The organism is Rhodanobacter caeni (assembly GCF_039523575.1).
Taxonomy (GTDB): domain Bacteria; phylum Pseudomonadota; class Gammaproteobacteria; order Xanthomonadales; family Rhodanobacteraceae; genus Rhodanobacter; species Rhodanobacter caeni.
In genome coordinates, this window is the sequence record NZ_BAAAFO010000001.1 from 558,782 (window position 1) to 579,169 (window position 20,388).

At 67.5% G+C, this 20,388-nt stretch carries 20 protein-coding genes; 6 read left to right on the forward strand and 14 right to left on the reverse strand.

Annotated elements, in window-relative coordinates; translation table 11 throughout:
- Positions 1–59: 59 nt before the first annotated feature.
- Genes kynU through ABD017_RS02690 form a run of 3 tightly spaced genes read right to left on the reverse strand, consistent with a single transcriptional unit; the run spans position 60 to position 2,908 of the window.
- On the reverse strand, positions 60–1,352 hold the full coding sequence (gene kynU, locus ABD017_RS02680) for a kynureninase (RefSeq protein ID WP_343879851.1): 1,293 nt from the start codon (positions 1,350–1,352) through the stop codon (positions 60–62).
- A 15-nt stretch (positions 1,353–1,367) separates the two neighbouring features.
- Complete coding sequence (locus tag ABD017_RS02685) at positions 1,368–1,877, reverse strand: hypothetical protein (protein WP_343879853.1); 510 nt, start codon at positions 1,875–1,877, stop codon at positions 1,368–1,370.
- Positions 1,874–2,908 (reverse strand): amidohydrolase family protein, encoded by a 1,035-nt coding sequence (locus ABD017_RS02690; RefSeq protein ID WP_343879855.1) that lies wholly within the window; start codon positions 2,906–2,908, stop codon positions 1,874–1,876. Before ABD017_RS02690 ends, ABD017_RS02685 begins: the two co-directional genes overlap by 4 nt.
- Before the next feature lie 208 nt (positions 2,909–3,116).
- Here ABD017_RS02690 and ABD017_RS02695 point away from each other — a divergent pair, with 208 nt between their 5' ends.
- On the forward strand, positions 3,117–3,677 hold the full coding sequence (locus ABD017_RS02695) for an ECF-type sigma factor (protein WP_343879857.1): 561 nt from the start codon (positions 3,117–3,119) through the stop codon (positions 3,675–3,677).
- 34 nt (positions 3,678–3,711) lie between these two features.
- Here the strand turns inward: ABD017_RS02695 and ABD017_RS02700 are convergent, their stop codons facing one another.
- The 8 genes from ABD017_RS02700 to ABD017_RS02735 all read right to left on the reverse strand — a co-directional run bounded on the left by ABD017_RS02700 (position 3,712) and on the right by ABD017_RS02735 (position 12,864).
- Positions 3,712–5,829 carry an FUSC family protein gene (locus tag ABD017_RS02700; protein ID WP_343879858.1) on the reverse strand — a complete coding sequence of 706 codons (2,118 nt, stop codon included), beginning with the start codon at positions 5,827–5,829 and terminating at the stop codon, positions 3,712–3,714.
- 491 nt (positions 5,830–6,320) lie between these two features.
- Entirely contained in the window at positions 6,321–6,884 is a 564-nt protein-coding gene (gene efpL / locus ABD017_RS02705) for an elongation factor P-like protein EfpL (RefSeq protein ID WP_343879860.1), read from the reverse strand.
- A gap of 112 nt (positions 6,885–6,996) precedes the next feature.
- A complete protein-coding gene (locus tag ABD017_RS02710; RefSeq protein WP_343879862.1) occupies positions 6,997–7,764 on the reverse strand; it encodes an SDR family NAD(P)-dependent oxidoreductase in 768 nt (255 codons plus the stop codon).
- Positions 7,765–7,795: 31 nt separating this feature from the next.
- Positions 7,796–8,386 (reverse strand): GNAT family N-acetyltransferase, encoded by a 591-nt coding sequence (locus tag ABD017_RS02715; protein WP_343879864.1) that lies wholly within the window; start codon positions 8,384–8,386, stop codon positions 7,796–7,798.
- An 8-nt stretch (positions 8,387–8,394) separates the two neighbouring features.
- On the reverse strand, positions 8,395–8,883 hold the full coding sequence (locus tag ABD017_RS02720) for a GNAT family N-acetyltransferase (protein WP_343879866.1): 489 nt from the start codon (positions 8,881–8,883) through the stop codon (positions 8,395–8,397).
- A 39-nt stretch (positions 8,884–8,922) separates the two neighbouring features.
- Complete coding sequence (locus tag ABD017_RS02725) at positions 8,923–9,825, reverse strand: hydroxymethylglutaryl-CoA lyase (protein WP_343879868.1); 903 nt, start codon at positions 9,823–9,825, stop codon at positions 8,923–8,925.
- A 91-nt stretch (positions 9,826–9,916) separates the two neighbouring features.
- Positions 9,917–11,923, reverse strand: coding sequence for an acetyl/propionyl/methylcrotonyl-CoA carboxylase subunit alpha (locus ABD017_RS02730; RefSeq protein ID WP_343879870.1), 2,007 nt, complete (start codon positions 11,921–11,923; stop codon positions 9,917–9,919).
- A gap of 146 nt (positions 11,924–12,069) precedes the next feature.
- Positions 12,070–12,864, reverse strand: a complete 795-nt coding sequence (locus ABD017_RS02735; protein ID WP_343879872.1) for an enoyl-CoA hydratase/isomerase family protein — start codon at positions 12,862–12,864, stop codon at positions 12,070–12,072.
- Between the two features lie 115 nt (positions 12,865–12,979).
- Between ABD017_RS02735 and ABD017_RS02740 the strand changes: the two genes are divergently transcribed.
- The 5 genes from ABD017_RS02740 to ABD017_RS02760 all read left to right on the forward strand — a co-directional run bounded on the left by ABD017_RS02740 (position 12,980) and on the right by ABD017_RS02760 (position 16,662).
- On the forward strand, positions 12,980–13,225 hold the full coding sequence (locus ABD017_RS02740; protein ID WP_343879874.1) for a FeoA family protein: 246 nt from the start codon (positions 12,980–12,982) through the stop codon (positions 13,223–13,225).
- On the forward strand, positions 13,222–15,057 hold the full coding sequence (gene feoB / locus ABD017_RS02745) for a ferrous iron transporter B (RefSeq protein WP_343879876.1): 1,836 nt from the start codon (positions 13,222–13,224) through the stop codon (positions 15,055–15,057). The genes ABD017_RS02740 and feoB overlap by 4 nt, the downstream gene beginning before the upstream one ends.
- A complete protein-coding gene (locus tag ABD017_RS02750; RefSeq protein WP_343879879.1) occupies positions 15,054–15,353 on the forward strand; it encodes a DUF6587 family protein in 300 nt (99 codons plus the stop codon). Before feoB ends, ABD017_RS02750 begins: the two co-directional genes overlap by 4 nt.
- Positions 15,354–15,463: 110 nt before the next feature.
- Positions 15,464–15,802 carry a cupredoxin domain-containing protein gene (locus tag ABD017_RS02755; RefSeq protein WP_343879881.1) on the forward strand — a complete coding sequence of 113 codons (339 nt, stop codon included), beginning with the start codon at positions 15,464–15,466 and terminating at the stop codon, positions 15,800–15,802.
- A gap of 5 nt (positions 15,803–15,807) precedes the next feature.
- Positions 15,808–16,662, forward strand: coding sequence for an FTR1 family iron permease (locus tag ABD017_RS02760; protein ID WP_343879883.1), 855 nt, complete (start codon positions 15,808–15,810; stop codon positions 16,660–16,662).
- 34 nt (positions 16,663–16,696) lie between these two features.
- Here ABD017_RS02760 and ABD017_RS02765 read toward each other — a convergent pair whose 3' ends face one another.
- From ABD017_RS02765 to ABD017_RS02775, 3 genes are all read right to left on the reverse strand, one after another.
- A complete protein-coding gene (locus tag ABD017_RS02765; RefSeq protein WP_343879885.1) occupies positions 16,697–18,304 on the reverse strand; it encodes a carboxyl transferase domain-containing protein in 1,608 nt (535 codons plus the stop codon).
- Positions 18,305–18,479: 175 nt separating this feature from the next.
- Positions 18,480–18,887, reverse strand: a complete 408-nt coding sequence (locus ABD017_RS02770) for a hypothetical protein (protein ID WP_343879887.1) — start codon at positions 18,885–18,887, stop codon at positions 18,480–18,482.
- A gap of 159 nt (positions 18,888–19,046) precedes the next feature.
- A complete protein-coding gene (locus ABD017_RS02775; protein WP_343879889.1) occupies positions 19,047–20,231 on the reverse strand; it encodes a thiolase family protein in 1,185 nt (394 codons plus the stop codon).
- Positions 20,232–20,388 lie beyond the last annotated feature (157 nt).

Here is a 20,388-nt window from a genome sequence, read left to right on the forward strand (position 1 = left end):
TTTTCCCCTGTTCAGGCAGTGGTGGACTGGCGACCGGAGGCGCCGGCGAAGCGCGTGAATCAGCCGGTGCGGCACCACGCCTGCACCGCCTGCGCAAACGCCAGGCAATCGGCAAAGCGGTTGTACAGCGGCACGGGGGAGATGCGGATCACGTCGGGCTCGCGCCAGTCGCCGATGATGCCGTGCTTCATCAGGTGGTCGAACAGCGATCGGCCGTGGTCGCGGCCCGCGAGCACGCGGATGGACAGCTGCGCGCCGCGGCGTTCGGGATCGGCGGGGGTCACCACTTGCAGCACGTCGGCCAGCTGTTCGTGCACCAGCCATTCAAGGTAGCCAGTGAGCTGCACCGATTTGTCGCGCAACGCAGCCATGCCGGCGTTGCGGAAGATTTCCAGCGATACGCGCAACGGCGCCAGCGCCAGGATGGGCGGGTTGGAGAGCTGCCAGCCGTCCGCGCCGGGGGTGGGGACGAACTGCGGCCCCATCTGGAATCGCGTGGCCTTGTCGTGGCCCCACCAGCCGGCGAAGCGCGGCAGCACGGCGTCGGCGTGGCGCGCGTGCACGAAGGCGCCGCCGACCGCGCCCGGTCCGCCGTTGAGAAACTTGTAGCTGCACCAGATCGCGAAATCGGCGCCGCTGTCATGCAGCTGCAGCGGCAGGTTGCCCACGGCGTGGGCCAGGTCGAAGCCCACGTTGCAACCGTGCCGGTGCGCCAGCGCGGAGATGGCCGCCAGGTCGAAGGCCTGGCCGTTGCGGTATTGCACGCCGGGCAGCAGCACCAGCGCCGTGCGCGCGCCGTGTTCGGCCAGGGCCTGCTCGATCGCCGCCAGCGACAGCGTGCCGTTGGGTTCGTCCGGTTCGATCTCGATCAGGTCGCGTGCCGGATCGAAGCCGTGGAAGCGGATCTGCGATTCCACCGCATAACGGTCGGTGGGGAACGCGCCGGCCTCGATCAGGATGGCGGAGCGTGCGCTCGTGGGGCGGTAGAAGCTGACCATCATCAGGTGCAGGTTCACGCCCAGCGTGTTCATCGCCACCACTTCGTTCGGCTGCGCGCCGACGATGGCCGCCAGGTCGTCGCGCAGGAATTCGTGGTAATCCATCCACGGCAGGCGGCCCTTGAAATGGCCTTCCACGCCCAACTGGCCCCAGTAGTCGAGCTCCGCGTTGACCGCCTCGCGCACGGCGCGCGGTTGCAGGCCCAGCGAGTTGCCGCAGAAATAGACCGAGTCGACCGCGCGGCCGCTGCCGTCCTCGTGCGGAGGGATCAGAAACTCGTCACGAAAGTGCCGCAGTGGATCGGCGGCGTCGCGTGCCTGCGCCCAGGCGGCGCTGGCTTGGTAGTCGTGCATGAATGGCCCTCGCGGTTACTTCAGCTGCGCGGCGATCGCATCGCAGCCCTTGTCGAACGCGGCGGCCCAGCTGACCCCGGCCTGGCTCTGCTGCGGCCGCACGCAACGCAGCTGGATCGCGTGGTTGCCCTTGAGCCAGTAGCGCTCGCTGTAGTTGAACTGCGACCCGGCCTCCTGCGCCGTATACGTGTAGGTGTTGTTCGCCTCACCATGGCTGATGACGTTGTAGCCGGGCAGGGCCGCTGCCTTGGCGGTCGCTTCGCCGACGTACTGCTGGAAGGCGCGGATGTCGGCGGCCTGCTTTACCGTCACGGTGACGCGGGCCAGGCTGCTGTGGGCGGTGGGCGAGGGGTCGGGCACCTGGAACACGCGTGCCTCGGGGTCGCCCTCGGTTTCCATGATGTCCAGCCAGCCATCGGGCGTGGTGAAGTGGACCTGGCCATTGGCCATGCTCACGTCGGCGGCGTGCACGCCGGCGGCCAGCAGCAGCGCGCTGGCGATAAGGAGGGTACGCGGGAAGGTCATGCTTGCTCCGATGGTGGGGCGTCAGGGGCGAAACGGTGTCTGGGCAGGCCCAGCCATTCCAGCGCGGTACCGTGGAACAGGCGCGCACGATCCGTGTCGTCCGGTGCCAGTGCCTCGATGCCGCTGCCGGGCTGCTGCTCGCCCAGCGGGAAAGGATAATCGGTGCCGAGCATCACCTGCCGGGCGCCCGTCACATCCAGCAGATATCGCAGCGCCTGTTCGTCATGCACGCAGGAGTCGAAATAGAAGCGCTTGAGGTAATCGCGCGGGTTGCGCGGGTTGTCGGTGGCCACCAGGTCCGGGCGCATGCGAAAGCCGTGCTCGATGCGGCCGATGGTGTAGGGAAAACTGCCGCCGCCATGGGCCAGCATCACCCGCAGTTTCGGCAAGCGCTCCAGCACGCCGCCGAAGGCCAGGCAGCAGGCGGCGCGCGATTGCTCGGCCGGCATGCCGACCAGCCAGGGCAGCCAGTACTTGGGCATCGTGGCGGTGCCCATCATGTCCCACGGGTGCACCATCACGGCCGCGCCCAGATCGGCGGCGGCCTCGAAGAACGGAAACAGCTCCGGCGCGTCCAGGTTCCACTCGCCGCAGTGGGAACCGATCTGTACGCCCTGCAGTCCCAGTTCGTCGATGCACCGTTCCAGTTCGGCGATGGCCAGCTCGGGCGCCTGCAGCGGCACGGTGCCCAGCGCCGCGTAGTGGCGCGGATGGTCGCGGCACAGGCTGGCGGCGTGGTCGTTGAGATGGTGGTGCAGCTCCAGCGCCTGGTAGCCCGGCGCCCAGTACGAGAACAGCACCGGCACGGTCGAGATCACCTGCACGTCCACGCCGAAGCGGGCGTAGTCGTCGATGCGCTGCTGCGGATCGAACGCCGAATCCCACACCTCGCGGAAAAACCGGCCGCCCTTGTAGATGCGGTGGCGCCCGTCGGAGTGGGTCATCACCGGGAAACGGTCGTTGCCGTACTTGGCCGCCAGATTCGGCCAGTCACGGGGAAGAATGTGCGCATGGCTGTCGATCTTCAGCATCCGCGAAGTGTAGAACCGGGCCGCGACGCTGTCGTGCCGCGGTCGCACAATCGCCCGGCGCGCCGTGGCCGCGAAACGAGGGTGGGCGGCGGCGAAACGTGATCCCTATCCGGACGTCCGGCGGCTTTCCAGTTACGATGTGCGTCTGCATGCGGCGTTCGGCGCGGGGGCCCGGCCCGGCCGCCGTCATGCGCGAGGGTGGAGTTCCATGACCGATCAAGCTGAAGTCACACGCTTGCTGCATTCGGCGCAGTCGGGAAATCCGCAGGCGTTGAACGAGGCGCTGCGCCATATGTATGCGGCGCTGCACGGCATCGCCAAGGCCCAGCTTCACCGCGAGCAGATGGAGCGCACGCTCAGCGCCACGGCCCTGGTGAATGAGGCCTACCTCAAGGTTTTCGGCGGCGCGGAGCCGCCGCAATGGGCCAATCGGCACCACCTGCTGGGGGTGGCGGCACGCGCCATGCGCGAAGTGCTGATCGATTCGGCGCGGCGCCGCAAGGCCAGCAAGCGGCCGCAGGAAGCCGGTCGCCTGCCCTTGCTGGAGATCACCGCCGAGCTTTCCGACCACGTCGATTACGCCGCGTTGGCCGAATGCCTCGATCTGCTGGCTGCGCTGGACCCGCGTCAGGCAAACATCGTGGCCATGCGTTTTTTCATGGGCATGACCGCCGAGCAGATCGCCGCGGCGCTGGATATCTCCGCCAGCACGGTGCAGCGCGAATGGCGCCTGGCGCGTGCCTGGCTGCAGCGCGAACTGGAGCGGTAGCGGCGCCGCATCGCGCCTGCCGGCAGCCGCGGATTCAGGTCGCCTGGGTGGGTTTGCCCGGACGGGAATGCAAGCGCCGGCCATCGGAGGTGGTGACGCCCTGCTGCACCACGTGGGCCAGTGTGTTCACGTTGTCGACCAGGCGATCGCTGATACGGGTCAGCAGGTCGGCGCCGGCGCGGTTCTCGGACATCAGCAGCAGCACCACCAGCGTCTGTTGCAACGCGCGCAGGTCGGGCAGGTCGATCGGCATGCGTTGTTCGCGCAGGGCATCGGCGATCGCGCGCAGCGTGTTCGCCACCAGCTCGATGAACACACCCGTTTCCACTTGCTCGGGCAGGGCGTTGTTGTCATCGATCAGCGCCTCCAGCGCCATCGACGTGCGGGCCAGCCGGTTGCCGTTGGCGAACAGGGCGCGCGCCATGTTCAGAAGCTCGGGCGGCGTGGCAGGTTCCGCGCGCATGCGTTCGATGGAGGCCTGCGCATTGCTGCGGCGGGTGCGCGCCGCGGTGCGGGTTTCGCGATGGGCCGTGCGCTGCGAGGGTTGCGCCAGCGCGGCCAGGTAATCGGCGTAGCCCTCCAGCATCCGCGCCAGCGCGGCGCGGGCGCGACCGCGCTCCCACGTCGGCCAGGCCACGTAGGCGAGCAGGGCCATGCCGCAACCCAGCGTGGTGTTGATCACGCGATCGGCCACCGCCACGCCGGAATTGACGCCCTCGAACGACAGCAGGATCACCACCGTGCCGGTCAACGCCGCCACCGCGATGCCGTAATGGGCGCTGGCCAGGTAGCGGAACGTCATGCACAACACGGCCAGCAACAGCAGATGCGCCCATGGCTGGTCGGGCGTGACGTGCAGCAATACGGTGGTGACCACCAGGCCGGCCACCGTTCCCAGCATGCGCAGCAGGCCGAAGTTGAAGGTGGCGGCGAAATCCGGGCGCAGCACGATCGCCGCCGTCATCGGCAACCAGTAGCCGTGCGGCAGGTCGAGCAGGCGCGAGATCCACAGCGCCGCCGAAAGGCAGACGGCCGTGCGCAGGGCATGGCGGAAAGCCACCGACTGCACGGTGAGGTTGGCGCGCAGCGTGGCGAGGCCGGAGCTGCTGCGCAGCGCCTTGGGCAATTGCGTTTCCGCCGCACGCGCGCGCCATTCGCCGCGGCTGCCGGCCCAGTCGGCGTTGCGCACCGCCGCGGACAGCTGGCCGGTCAGCGCGTGCACGTGGCGGTTCATGCCGGCGCTGAGCGAGCTGCCGTCGATCTCGGTTTCACGCGCTTGCAGCCATTGCAGCGAACGCGCGGCCTGGGTGGGGGTGGCGCCTTCGTCCAGCGCGGTGGCGATGCCTGACAGCACCTCGGCCGCCTGTTCGCGAAATTTCCGACAGGCGTCGTTGTCCGCGTCCAGCTCGCTCATGGCGATGAATTCCAGCCGCATCCGTTCGGCCAGCTCCAGCAGCACGCCGAACGCCTCCATCGCGCGGCCGTGCGCGCGGTGCCGGCCCAGCAGGGTCTGCTGCAGGGTAGTCATCGCGTCGGTCAGTGCGGGCGCATCGGCGTTGTCCTGCGAGGGCTGCGTGGCCAGCGTGGCCAAGCCTGCGTACACGGTGGCCAGCACCTGGCGCTCGGGCCAGTAGCGTTGCAGCGGCCAGGCAGCCAGCGAAAACAGGGTGAGCAACAGGCCGCCGCAGACGATCAGGGCCGAGGCGCTTGCCGCCTGCACCAGCGGCAACGGCGTGGCCGCCGTGATCACCAGCAGGATCATGCTGGTCATGCCGACGCGGGCGGTATCGGTGCCGAACACCACCAGCAGCCCGCCAAAAAAACCGAACGCCGCCGTGGCCAGCAGGATCGGCAGCAGATGCCCGCCGATCAGGAAGCCCAGCAACGAGGCGATGCCGGCCACCAGCGACGCCAGCAGCAACTGACGCGTGCGCTGGCGGTAAGGACCCGGCTGATCGGAGAACATCGTGTTGAGCGCACCCGCCGCCACGCCCAGGCCGACCTGCGGATGACCGGTCCCCAGGCCGATCGCCAGCGGCAGCGCCACCGCCGCGGTATTGCGCACGACCACCCGCCACGGCACGTCGGGCCGCTTGACGCGGACCAGACTCTCGATCGCGTGGGCGCGTAGCGAGTAGGCGCTGCTGGGCATGGTTTTCCTCGGCGCTACGGTTCGGGTTTACACGTGGCGAGAGTAGCGCAGGGGACGTGAGGCTTTGGGTGTTGCGGGGTGCGAACCGGAGTGGGGTGTCGCGCCCGGTTTTTCGTCCTGTTTTCGCATGATGCGCGCAATGCGGGGGCGAACAACCTCATCAGATCCGTCATTCCAGCGAAAGCTGGAATCCAGTGACCTCCGGCCTCTGAAAAAGAGGCTCTGGATTCCAGCTTTCGCTGGAATGACGAGGTTCTTGGAGGTACTGAGGCTCGAAGTGCTACCTGTTCCATGCGAAGTGGACTGAGGCAGGCAGCCGTCCATGGAGCGCTGCCGCTCGGCTTCCTGCCTCGTCCGAGCCTGACGCGCGAACGTCCACTGGACGTTCGCAAGCGCGTTGATGGGCTGAGGCAGGTAGCCGTCCATGGAGCGCTGCCGCTCGGCTCCTGCCTCGCCCTCGCCTGATCGGGAATGCCTTTGGGCATTCCCGATCAGGCTCGACCCCCGAATTCGCCGGTTAGGGTGTTTACCCAGATCTTTTCGTTGTTGCTGATGTATTCGGGCACCTGCACTTCGATGCCGGTGGCGAGCTTGGCCGGCTTGGTGCGCTTGGTGGCGCTGGAGCCCTTCATTTCCGGTGCGGTGTCGACCACGGTGAGCATCACGCTGCTGGGTACCTGCAGGCCCACCGGCGCGTCGTCGATCAATTGCACGTAGTAGCCCTCCAGGTCCTCCACGATGTAGCCGGCATTGTCGCCGACCAGCTCGGGCGAGAGCGGGTACTGGGTGTAATCCTCCGCATCCATGAACACGAACGCGCCATCGTCCATGTACGAGAAGGTCGCCGCGCGGCGCACCAGGTCCATCTCGCGCAGATCGTCGTCGGCGCGCAGGCTCAAGTCGTATTTGCGGCCGCCGGGGATGGAATACATGGTGAAGCGGAAGGTGACATTGCCGCCGCGCGCGGTGGGCGCGCTGCGCTCGATGTCGCGGATCTGATAGACGGCACCTTCGTGCTCGACCACGTTGCCTTTCTTGACGTCGGAAGCTTTCATAGGTCAGAAGTGAGTTAAGAGAAGTGAGGAGTGAGAGAAGAGCAGAGGCGTGTGGTGAAGCGGCATGAGGCGAGCTTTCTCTCACTCCTCACTCCTCTCCACTCACTCCTCGCTACTTGGGTTGCAACCGCACCGCACCGTCCAGCCGGATCGTCTCGCCGTTGATGTAGCGATTGCCAAGGATGAAGGCGACGGTGCTGGCGAATTCCTCCGGTTGGCCCAGGCGCGCGGGGAACGGGATCGAGGCGCTCAGCGAGGCCTGTACCTCGTCCGACATGCCGTCGACCATCGGTGTCCAGAAGATGCCTGGCGCGATGGTGGCCACGCGGATGCCGAAGCGGGCCAGTTCGCGCGCCATCGGCAAGGTCATGCCCACCACGCCGCCCTTGGAGGCGGAGTAGGCGGCCTGGCCGATCTGGCCTTCGTAGGCCGCGACGCTGGCGGTGTTGATGATCACGCCGCGTTCGCCGTCCTCGCCCGGCTCGTTGTGCTGCATCAGCGCGGCGCCGGCCTTGGCCACGTTGAAGCTGCCGACCAGGTTCACCATCACGGTGGCGGAGAAACTGGCCAGCGGCATCGCGCCCTGCTTGCCCAGCACGCGACCCGCGCCCAGGATGCCGGCGCAGTTCATCACCAGGTTCAGCCCGCCCATCGCGTGGTGCGCCGCTGCCGCGTTGGTGGCCACGCCGTCTTCGGAGGTGACGTCGGTGCGCAGGAAGCGCGCGGCGTCGCCCAGCTCGCTGGCCGCGGCCTGGCCGTTGGCGTCGTTGACGTCGAACAGCGTCACCTTGCCGCCGTTGGCGACCAGCTGCCGCGCCACCGCCAGGCCGAGCCCGGAAGCGCCGCCGGTGATGATTGCCTTGACCTGATGGAGTTGCATGGACTGTCCCGGTGGGGAAGGGCCCGCCATCTTAACCGAGCGCGTCGTCGCCGTGATCCAGCCATGTCCGCAACAATGCGGGCGCAAGCTGGGGATATGGCGTGACCGGCGGGGGCGGGTTCGCCGCCGGCTGCAGTTCCTTCTGCCACACGCCCACGTCCCACCATTGGCCCAGCTTGTAGCCGCTCTGGCGCCACACGCCGGCGGGGCTGAAACCCATCGCTTCGTGCATCGCCACGCTCACCGTGCCGGGCAGGGTGATCACGCCCACCGCCTGGGTGATGCCCTGCTCGCGCATCACGTCCAGCAGCGTGCCGTACAGGCGCCGCGCGATCCCGCGGCGCTGCGCGTCGTCGCGCACGTAGATCGAGGTTTCGGCGATCCAGTCGTAGGCGGCGCGTTCGCGGAAGCGGCTGGCGTAGGCATAGGCCAGCACTTCGCCATCCGCTTCCCAGACCAGCCAGGGGTAATGCTGCAGCTTGCTGCGGATGCGTCCTGCCATCGCCTCCACGCCGGGCAGTTCCGTTTCGAAGGTGGCCACGCCGTGGGTGATCGACGGCGCGTAGATGGCGTGGATGGCGGCGGCATCTTCCACGCGCGCCGTGCGGATGGGCAGGGTCAAGATCCGGCTCACAGGTCGCGAATGAAAAAGCGGTCGCAGCTGAAGTGGCCGGTGCCGCCCATCGGCCCGCACAACGGCGTGAAGCCGGTGCGCTTGTACAAGGCCTGCGCCGCGTCCATGCCGGTCAGCGTTTCCAGGTAGCAGCGCCTGAAGCCGTGCGCGCGGGCCGTATCGAGACAGCGCTGGATCATCGCGCTGCCGGCGCCGATGCCGCGCGCGGCGGGCAGGAAGTACATCTTGCGCAGCTCGCAGACATCCGGCTCGGCGTTCTGCAACGGCGCGACGCCACCGCCGCCCACCACCGCGCCGTCGCGCTCGACCACGAAATAGCTGCTGCGCGGCTGCGCGTACGAGGCGTACATCGTGTCCACCTCGGCATCGTTGATGGCGAAGCCGGGGCCGTCGGCGCCGAACTCGGGCATCACGGCGCGGATGATCGCGGCCATGGCCGCGTCGTCGGCCGGCTGGATCGGGCGGATCAGGAAGGTGTCGGTCATGGCGTGGGTGCGCCGCAGTGGTGGGGAAAGGATGGTAGCTCAGGCCGCGGCGGTGCGCGCCCGGGTTACGCGGCTGGCGGTTTCCTTGTGAAGTTGCGTGGCCAGCCATGCGCCGGTGGCGATGAGCTTGTCCAGGTCGACACCCGTTTCCAGCCCCATGCCATGCAGCATGTAGACCACGTCCTCGCTGGCCACGTTGCCGGTGGCGCCCTTGGCATACGGGCAACCGCCGGTGCCGGAAACGGCGCTGTCGACCACGCGCACGCCTTCCTCCAGGCAGGCCAGGATGTTGGCCAGCGCCTGGCCGTAGGTATCGTGGAAGTGCACCGCCAATGCCGCCATCGGCACCTCGCCGGCCACCGCCCGCAGCATGGCGCGCGCCTTCGCCGGCGTGCCCACGCCGATGGTGTCGCCCAGCGAAATTTCGTGGCAGCCCATCCGGTGCAGGCGCTGCGCCACGCGCACCACGTCGCTCACCGGCACGTCACCCTGGTAGGGGCAACCCAGCACGGTGGACACGTAGCCGCGCACGCGCACGCCATCGGCCCGAGCCTGCTCCAGCACCGGCGCGAAACGCTCGATGGATTCGTCGATGGACGCGTTGATGTTGCGCCGGTTGAACGCCTCCGACGCGGCCGTGAACACCGCCATGTCGGTGGCGCCGGCGGCCAGCGCGCGCTGGTAGCCCTGCATGTTCGGTACCAGCACCGGATAACTCACGCCCGGTTTCTTGCGGATGCCGCCGAACACTTCCGCCGCATCGGCCAGCTGCGGCACCCATTGCGGGCTGACGAAACTGGTGGCCTCGATCGTCTGCAAACCGGTGTCCGACAGCCGGTCGATCAGTTCGATCTTCACCACCGCCGGCAGCAACGTCTTTTCATTCTGCAGCCCGTCGCGTGCGCCGACTTCGACGATGCGTACGTGGTCGGAAGAGGTCATGGCAAGCTCCGGATCGATGTAGGAGCGGCTTCAGCCGCGACGCTTTTGCGGTGTGCCGAAGAAGGGCGCGCACAGGGTGCGCCCCTACAGCTCATGCTTCGGCGAATTTCACCAGCACCGCATCGGCCTCGACGAAGTCGCCTTGCGCGGCACCCACGCTTTCGATGGTGCCGGCACGCGGTGCCTTCAAGGCCAGCTCCATCTTCATCGCCTCCATCACCAGCAGATCCTGACCTTGCTCGACCTGATCGCCAACCTGCGCCTTCACCAGCACGACGCGGCCGGGCATCGGCGCGATCACCTGGTTGCCGCCGGCCGCGTCGCTGGCTTCCCAGGCGAACGCGACCGCGCGGGTGAAGCTGTAGCGCTGGCCGTCGGCGTCGTGCAGCAGGACGTGCCGTGCGTCGGCGCGCAGCGGCAGGCGCAGCGACCGGCCGTCGAAGCGCGCGCTCAGCGTGTTCTGCAGCATCCGCGCGCCGCGCACGTCGCAGATGGCCTCGCCATGGCGCAGGCGATAGTCGCCGCCGTCGCCATGGGCTTCGATGTCGTGGCGCTGCTCGCGCCAGGTCAGCGCGATGATGCGCTTGCCGGCGTGGCCGATGCGCCAGGCGTCGGCGCGCGCCCAGGGCGAATGCGGGTCGGCGGCAGCGTGCTCCACGTGCGTTTCGTCATGCAGCAAGGCAGCGGTGGCGGCAGCGAACAGCACCTGGTCGGCCGGCGTGGTGTCGCCCGCCAGGAACTCGTCGAGGTGGCGATCCAGGTAGCCGGTATCGATGCGCCCTTCGACGATGGCCGGATGCCGCGCCAGCCGTTCCAGAAAGCCGATGTTGGATTTCGGGCCGATGATTTCGCCCGCGGCCAGCGCCTCGCGAAGCCGCTGCAGCGCTTTCGCACGCGTCGCATCGAACACGATCAGCTTGGCGATCATCGGGTCGTAGAAGATCGTCACCGTGTCGCCCTCGACCACGCCGCCGTCCAGGCGTACGTGCGGCGAGGGTGCCGGCAGGCGCAGCGTCTGCAACTTGCCGGAGCCGGGCAGGAAGTTCTGGTCCGGATCTTCCGCATACAGCCGCACTTCGATCGCGTGGCCGTGGGCGTGCACCTGATCCTGCTGCAGCGGCAGCGGCTGGCCGGCGGCCACGCGCAATTGCCATTCGACCAGATCCAGCCCCAGCGTCATCTCGGTGACCGGATGCTCGACCTGCAGGCGCGTATTCATCTCCATGAAGAAGAACTCGCCCGGACTGCCGTCGGCCTGGCGCGCCACGATGAACTCCACCGTGCCGGCACCCACATAGTCGACCGCTTTCGCCGCCGCCACCGCGGCCTGGCCCATGGCCTGGCGGGTGGCGTCGTCCAGCGACGGGCAGGGCGTCTCCTCCAGCACCTTCTGATAGCGGCGCTGCGCCGAGCACTCGCGTTCGTTGAGATGGATCACCTGGCCGTGGGTGTCGCCGAACACCTGGAACTCGATATGCCGCGGATGCTCCACGTAGCGCTCGAGAATCACCCGCGCATCGCCGAACGCACTGGTTGCCTCGCGCTGCGCCGAGGCCAGTGCGTCGGCGAATTCCGCCGCATCGCGCACGATCCGCATGCCCTTGCCGCCGCCGCCGGCCGCCGCCTTGATCATCAGCGGGAAGCCGGTTTTTTCCGCTTGCGCGGCCAGAAACGCCGCGTCCTGGTTGTCGCCGTGATAACCGGGCACCAGCGGCACCGCGTGATTTTCCATCAGCGCCTTGGCCGCGGCCTTGGAGCCCATCGCCTCGATGCTTTCGGGTTTCGGGCCGATGAAGGCGATGCCGGCGTCGGTGCAGGCGCGGGCGAAATCGGTGTTCTCGGAAAGAAAACCGTAGCCGGGATGCACCGCCTGCGCGCCGGCCTTCTTCGCCACCTCGAGAATGACATCGCCGCGCAGGTACGACTCGGCCGGGCGCGGGCCGCCGATCGGCCAGGCTTCATCGGCCAGGCGCACGTGCTGGGCGTCGCGGTCGGCTTCCGAGTACACCGCGATGGTATGGATACCCAGGCGCCGGCAGGTGCGGATCACGCGGCAGGCAATCTCGCCGCGGTTGGCAATCAGTACGCGCTCGAACATGGGGTATTCCTGCCGCCGTTGGATGGTGGTGCAAAGCTTGTAACGCTAACAGATAGGCGCGTGGCAACCGATGCGCGGCGCAGCATGAAACGCGCGTCAAGCGGCCTGCAGCGCTCGATATCGCCGCGCCGCAGAGCGGTGTCACGTCAGAGGCCGCCCACCCATGCCGGTGCGCGTTTGTCGAGGAAGGCGGCGAGCCCGTGCTGGCCTTCCTCGGAAACGCGCAGGCGGGCGATCAGCGCTGCATTTTCTTCATCGATGCGCTCGGCCCGCGCCGCGTCCGCACCGCCGGTGCGCAGCGCCAGTTGCTTGGCTTCGTGTTGGGCGTTCGGACCGGCCTTGCCCAGCAGGTGCAGCTGGCGCGCAATCGCCTCGTCCAGTTCGCCCGCGGGCACGCTGGTGTGCAGCAGGCCGATGCGGGCCGCCGTGGCGGCGTCGAACACTTCGCCGGTGATGAACAGACGTCGTGCCTGGCGCAGGCCGATGGCGGCGACGACGTACGGCGAAATGACCGCCGGCACCAGCCCCAGCTTCACCTCGGACAGCGCGAACTTGCTGCCGTCCACGCCGATGGCGATGTCGCAGCACGCCACCAGGCCCACGCCGCCGCCGTACGCGGCGCCGTTGACCCGCGCCACGGTGGGCTTGGGCAGGTATTGCAGCGTGCGCATGAGGCGGGCCAGGCGCAGCGAATCGGCGCGGTTGTCCGCCTCGCTGGCGTCGACCATGCCGCGCATCCAGTTGAGGTCGGCGCCGGCGGAAAAGCAGTTGCCCTTGCCGGTCAGCACCACCGCGCGCACCGCCGGATCGGCGCCGGCCTGTTCGAGGGCGACGGTGAGCGCAGCAATCAAACCGTCGTCGAACGCGTTGTGGACCTGCGGCCGGTTCAGCGTGAGCCAGCAGATACCGTCGCGCCGTTCGCTCAAAATGGAATCGGTCATGGGGGCGTCCCGCAAAGACCCGCATCATAAACGCTGCCTGTTGACGACCGCGTCGTGCGATGCAAGCGGTTGCGCGAGGGGCTACAATGCGAACAATTCTTATTTGAGAAATACCGTGCGTCTTTCCGAATTGCCCAAGGGTTCCCCCGCCGTCGTTGACCGCGTGGACGATGCGCATGCGTCGGACCCGATCGCGCAACGCCTGCGCGACCTGGGTTTTGTCGATGGCGAACCGTTGCGGGTGGTGGCGACCGGTCCGATGGGCGGCGATCCGCTGCTGATCCAGATCGGCTCGACCCGCTTTGCGCTGCGTCGCGCCGAAGCGGCGCGGGTGAGCGTGCGCGTCGAGGTGGCCGCGTGAGCGCTTCCACGCTGAAGATCGCGCTGGTCGGCAACCCCAATTGCGGCAAGACGGCGCTGTTCAACCAGCTCACCGGCGGCCGCCAGAAAGTGGCCAATTACGCCGGCGTCACGGTGGAGCGCAAGGAGGGCCGCTTTACCGCGCCGTCCGGCCGGGTGCTGCAATTGCTGGATCTGCCCGGCACCTACAGTTTCGAGGCCAACAGCCCCGACGAGCAGATCACGCGCGACGTCTGCGCCGGCACCTACCCGGGCGAGGCGCCGCCGGATCTCATCGTCTGCGTGGCCGACGCCACCAACCTGCGCCTGCACCTGCGCTTCGTGCTGGAGGTGAAGCGGCTGGGCCGGCCGGTGGTGCTGGCGTTGAACATGATGGATACCGCACGCCAGCGCGGCATCGTCATCGACGTGCCGCAGTTGCAGGAACGGCTGGGCCTGCCGGTGGTGGAAACCGTTGCGGTGAAGCGCGGTGGCGCCAGTGCGCTGATCGAGCGCGTGGATGGCGAAGTGCCCGCCGCCGCGCCGGCGCAGGCGGACGACGCCGCCAGCCGCGCCGATCTCCATGCGCAGGTGCGCGAATTGCTGGCCGCCACGGTGACGATGCCGCGCGCCACGGCGGTCATCGACGACGCGCTGGATCGCTGGACGCTGCATCCGGTGTTCGGCCTGATGATCCTGGCGGTGGTGATGTTCCTGGTGTTCCAGGCGGTCTACTCGCTGGGCAAGCCGATGACCGACATGATCGGCGATGGCTTCGGCTGGATGGGCGAGCAGGCCGCGGCACTGATGCCGGCCGGACCGTTGCAGAGCCTGGTGACCGACGGCCTGTTCGGCGGCATCGGCACGGTGCTGGGTTTCCTGCCCGAAATCCTGGTGCTGTTCCTGTTCATCATCGTGCTGGAGGAATCGGGCTACCTGCCGCGCGCGGCGTTCCTGCTCGATCGGCTGATGCTGTCGGTGGGGCTGACCGGGCGCTCGTTCATCCCGCTGCTGTCGAGCTTCGCCTGCGCCATCCCCGGCATCATGGGCACGCGCAGCATCCAGGACCCGCGCGACCGCCTGGCCACCATCCTGATCGCGCCGTTGATGACCTGCTCGGCGCGATTGCCGGTGTATGCGCTGCTGATCGGCGCGTTCATCCCCACGCGTCGCGTGTTCAGCGTGTTCAACCTGCAGGGCGTGGTGCTGTTCGCGTTGTACCTGGCCGGCATCCTGGGCGCGATGGCGGTGGGTTGGGTGATGAAGCACATACGCCGCGACAAGAGCGAGCACGCGTTGCTGATGGAACTGCCCTCGTACCGCCTGCCCAAGGTGCGCGACGTGGCGATCGGCCTGTACGAGCGCGGCGCGATCTTCATGCGGCGCCTGACCGGCGTGATCCTGGGGTTGACCGTGCTGATGTGGTTCATCTCCACCTTCCCGTCGCCACCGGCCGGTGCCACGCAGCCGGCCATCGAATACAGCTTTGCCGGCTACATCGGGCGGGCGCTGCAGTACGTGTTTGCGCCGATCGGGTTCAACTGGCAGATCAGCCTGGCGCTGATCCCCGCCTTCGCCGCGCGCGAAACGGCAGTGGCGGCGCTGGCCACGGTGTACCTGGTGGGTGGCGAGGCGAGCGGCCTGGGTCAGGCGCTGGCCGGGCAGATTTCGCTGGCCAGCGCGCTGTCGCTGCTGGTGTGGTTTGCCTACGCGCCGCAGTGCATGTCGACGTTGGCGGTCATCCGTCGTGAAACCGATTCCTGGCGCAACGTGGCGGTTTCCTTCGGCTACATGTTTGCCATGGCCTACACCGCGTCGTTCATCGTCTATCAGGTAGCGAGGATGCTGGCGTGAGTACGGGCCTGTTGCTGCAATACGTGGTCATCGGCGTGATCGTACTGGCCAGTGTGCTGCTGGTGGTGCGAAAGCTGGCGCCGCAATTCAGCAACCGCTGGCTGGCGGCAGCCTCCATCCGCTTCAATCGTCCGGGCCGGGCGGCTTGGGTGCGGGCCGTGGGGCGGCACCTGCAGCCTAAGCAAGCCACCGGCGATTGCAGCGACGGCTGTGCCACCTGCGGTGCCTGTGGGCCGAAGCGGCCCGCGTCGGCCCATGTCGAACCGCAGCCGCTGGAGTTCCGTCAACGCCGCTGAGCGGCGGTCGAGACTGATCGAGCCTGAAAAGCCCACGGAGCGGCCGAGTTCGCTTGAGCTCGTTCTTGAGAATGATTATCATTAGACAATCGAGGCCACCGGACATTGTCGTGAACTACGCAGGATCAATCGCGCTGGGATTGTTGCTGTCGCTGACCACCCTGGGCTCCGCCGTGGCGGCCGAGCCCGCGGCCTACACCCTGGTGCTGCAGAACCACCGTTATCAACCCACCGAGTTGCACATCCCGGCCGATACGCGGGTGAAACTGGAAGTCATCAACAAGGACCCTTCGCCGGAAGAGTTCGAGAGCAATGATTTTCCCGCCGAGAAAATCATCATGCCCAAAAGCAGCGCCACGCTGTTCGTGGGTCCGTTGAAAGCCGGCCGCTACCATTTCTACGGTGATTTCCACCAGCCTACCGCGCAGGGCACGTTGATCGTGGAGTAGGGCGCATGTGGGCGATCGCATTGCTGGTGTTTCGCGAGGTGCTGGAGGCGGCGCTGATCGTCAGCGTGGTGGCCGCGGCGACCCGCGGCGTGCGTCGGCGCGGCTGGTTCATCGGCGGCGGCATCGGGCTGGGCGTGCTCGGCGCCCTGCTGGTGGCGGCCTTCGCTGGCGCCATCGCGCAATCGCTGAGCGGCGTGGGCCAGGAGTTGTTCAATGCGGCCGTGCTGCTGGCGGCGGTGGTGATGATCGGCTGGCATGTGATCTGGATGTCCAGCCACGGTCGCGAGCTCACGCAGCACATGAAAGCCGTAGGCAGCGCCGTGCGCACGGGCGCCAGTTCACTGACCATGCTGCTGGCCGTGGTGGCGCTGGCCGTGTTGCGCGAGGGCTCGGAGATCGTGCTGTTCCTCACCGGCATGCTGGCCGGTGGCGCGGACGGCCTGTACCAGGGCCTGGCCTTGGGCCTGCTGGGCGGCGCGCTGGTGGGTTTTGCGCTGTACTTCGGCTTGCTGCGCATTCCGATCCGGCATTTCTTCAGCGCCACCAACGGCATGCTGGTGCTCCTTGCCGCGGGGCTGGCCTCCTCGGCAGCACGCTACCTGGTACAAGCCGACGTGTTGCCGGCCTGGGGCAACCAGGTCTGGGACAGCTCGTGGCTGCTCTCCGACGGATCGCTGGCCGGCAGCATCCTGCACATCCTGGTGGGCTACGAGGCGCGTCCCGCCGGCATCCAGCTGGTGTTCTACGCCACGGCGGTACTCGTGCTGGTGTCGGGCATGCGCTTGCTCGGTCATGACGGCAAGTCGTCGCCCCGCCACGCGGAACCGGCGGCCAAGGCGCTGACGGGCTCGGCATCCTGAGGCAGCGCGGGCTGCGCCAGGGACGCGCCACCGGCTACATGCGGAACACGCCGTAGCGCTGGGGTTCGATTGGTGCGTTGAGCGAGGCCGAGATGGCCAGGCCCAGCACGCGGCGGGTATCGGCCGGGTCGATCACGCCGTCATCCCATAGCCGCGCGCTGGCGTAATAGGGATGACCCTGGCGCTCGTACTGTTCGCGCAGCGGTGCCTTGAAGGTTTCTTCCTCGTCCGCGGACCATTCGCCGCCCTTGGCCTCAATGCCGTCGCGCTTCACCGTGGCCAGCACGCTGGCGGCCTGCTCGCCGCCCATCACGCTGATGCGTGCGTTCGGCCACATCCACAGGAACCGTGCGCCGAATGCACGCCCGCACATGGCGTAGTTGCCGGCGCCGAAACTGCCGCCGATCACCACGGTGAATTTCGGCACGTGCGAGCAGGCCACGGCGGTGACCATCTTGGCGCCGTCCTTGGCGATGCCCGCCTGTTCGTATTTCTTGCCGACCATGAAGCCGGTGATGTTCTGCAGGAACACCAGCGGCACGTTGCGCTGGTTGCACAGCTCGATGAAGTGCGCGCCCTTGAGCGCGCTTTCGGCGAACAGGATGCCGTTGTTGGCGACGATGCCCACCGGGTAGCCGTGGATATGCGCGAAGCCGCAAACCAGGGTCTTGCCGTAGCGCGCCTTGAACTCGTGCAGTTCGGAACCGTCGACGATGCGCGCGATCACCTCGCGGATGTCGAACGGGCGCCGTGTGTCCTCGGGGATGACGCCGTAAAGCTGCTCGGCCGGGTAGTTGGGCTCGACCGGCGTGGCCAGCGCCAACGGCATGGGCTTGATGCGGTTGAGGCTGGCCACGATGTCGCGGGCGATCGACAACGCATGCGCGTCGTTCTCGGCGTAGTGGTCGGCCACGCCGGAGATGGACGTATGGACGTCCGCGCCGCCCAGGGTCTGCGCGTCGACCACTTCGCCGGTAGCCGCCTTCACCAGCGGGGGACCACCCAGGAAGATGGTGCCCTGGTCGCGCACGATGATGGTCTCGTCGCTCATGGCCGGCACGTAGGCGCCACCGGCGGTGCACGAGCCCATCACCACGGCGATCTGCGGGATGTTCAATGACGACATCCGCGCCTGGTTGTAGAAAATGCGGCCGAAATGCTCCTTGTCGGGAAAGACTTCGTCCTGCAGTGGCAGGAACGCGCCGCCGGAGTCGACCAGGTAGACGCAAGGCAGGCGGTTTTCCAGCGCCACTTCCTGCGCGCGCAGGTGCTTTTTCACCGTCATCGGAAAATAGGTGCCGCCCTTGACGGTGGCATCGTTGGCGACCACGACAATTTCCAGTCCATTGACGCGACCGATGCCGGTGATCAGCCCCGCGGCCGGCGCGGCGCCGTCGTACAAGCCATGGGCGGCCAGTGGCGACAGTTCGAGAAATGGCGAGCCGGGATCGAGCAGGGCGCGGATTCGCTCGCGTGGCAGCAGCTTGCCGCGCGCGGTGTGCCTGTCACGCGCCTTTTCGCCGCCACCGTTGCTAGCGCGGGCCAGTTGGTCGCGCAGGTCGTTCACCAGTGCCTGCAGGCGCGCGTGGGCCGCCTGGTAATCGGGGGAGCGAAGATCGATCTGCGAGGCGATGACACTCATGCTGACGGGTCCATGGATTTTGCCGGGACTGGCGTGGTCGATCCCGGATGATAGCGGTGGCGGAGTGTCGACCCAAACGCGGGCCGGCTGTCATTCCCGTTCAGGCCTTGAGTTCGAATGAGGCGCAAAAAAAACGGCCGCGCGAGGCGGCCGTTTTTTCGGAAGCAGCGAGGGATCAGTGATCCTTCTTGGCGTCGTCGGCAGCGTCTTTCGCGTTGTCGGCAGCGTCCTTCGCGGCGTCGGCAGCCTTGTCGGCCTGGTCGGCGGCGTTCGCGGCGGCATCCTTCGCCTGGTCAGCGGCGTCGCCGTTGTTGGCGGTCGCTGCGGTGGAAGCGGCGCTGGCCGCCTGCTGCGCCTGCGCAGCCGCCTGGCCGGCAGCGTCAGCAGAGGTGTTGGCCTGGTCGGCCGCCTGCATCGCTTCCGTGGACGGAGCCTGCGCAGCAGCCTGCTGTGCGGTATCAGCAGCCTGCTGAGCCGTATCAGCGGACTTCTGGGCGTCCTGCGCGGAATCCTGCGCGCCGTTGCTGCATGCCGCCAACAGCGCGACGAGCGCGGAGGCGAGTAGGGTACGCGTAAACTTCATGGTGGATCTCCTTTGCCGTGGAATGCCGTTTGGCCGTGTATTAATAGCGCTTTCGTGGAACCTGCGCCACATATTTATAGCAACGCTTCAGTGCACATTAAAAACCGGTTTAACCCGCTTTCATTGGCGTGCGGATTGTTGCGCGTCGTGCGTGAGGGTTCAGTCTACGGATTCGACGGCAATGGCGGTTGCTTCGCCGCCACCAATGCACAAGCTGGCAATGCCGCGCTTGAGCCCGCGCGTTTTCAACGCGTTGACCAGGGTGACGACGAGTCGCGCACCACTGGCGCCGATGGGATGGCCCAGCGCGCAGGCGCCGCCGTTGACGTTGATCTTGTCGCGTGGAATGCCGAGTTCGCGCATGGGGGCCATTGCCACCACCGCGAATGCTTCGTTGATCTCGAACAAATCGACGTCGGCAATATCCCAGCCGGCCTTTTCCAGCACCTTGGCGATGGCGCCGACGGGCGCGGTGGTAAACCATTCCGGCTCTTGCGAATGGGTGGCGTGGGCCACGATGCGCGCCAGCGGTGACAGGCCGCGCGCCCTGGCGTCGGCTTCGGTCAACAGCACGACGGCGGCGGCGCCGTCGGAAATGCTCGACGAGCTCGCAGCGGTGATGCTGCCGTTCTCCTTGCGGAAGGCGGGGCGCAGGCTGGGAATCTTCGCGATGTCGGAACGGCCGGGTTGTTCGTCGGTATCGACCTGGACGTCACCCTTGCGGCCGCTGACCGTGACCGGAACGATTTCGTCGGCAAAGGCGCCGTTCTTCTGCGCGGCCTGGGCACGCTCCACCGAGCCGATCACGAAGGCGTCCTGTTCCTCGCGGCTGAAGTGGTACTTGTCCGCGCACAGTTCGCCAAAGACACCCATCGACTGGCCGTCGTAGGGATTGGTCAAGCCGTCCCACGCCATGTGGTCGACCAGCTTGCCGTCGCCATAGCGGATGCCGGTGCGCGCATTGACCATGTGCGGAGCATTGGTCATCGACTCCATGCCGCCGGCCACCACCACGCTGGCCGAGCCGGCCTTGATCAGGTCGTGGCCCAGCATGATGGCCTTCATGCCCGATCCGCACACCTTGTTGACCGTGGTGGCGCCGCTGGCGGCCGGCACGCCGGCGCCCAGCGCGGCCTGGCGGGCAGGCGCCTGGCCCAGGTTGGCCGGCAGCACGCAGCCCATCAGTACTTCGCTGACATCGGCCGCGGCCACGCCCGATTGCTCCAGCGCCGCACGGATCGCGGTGGCGCCAAGCGTGGGCGTGGGGACGCCGGTGAACTGGCCGAGAAAGGAACCGATCGCCGTGCGCTTGGCACCGGCAATGACAATGCTGTCGTCCGACATGGGTATCTCCGCGATGTTTGGGAGGCGCGAACGCCTGCCGAATATTTCCGCAAATTATCGCAGTTGCGCCGAAGCGCCGGCAAATCCGCGTGAACGGCATCGCAGCGCGCGCCGCACGGTAACTCGTGAGCTTTTCGTTGTGTCAGTATTCGACTTC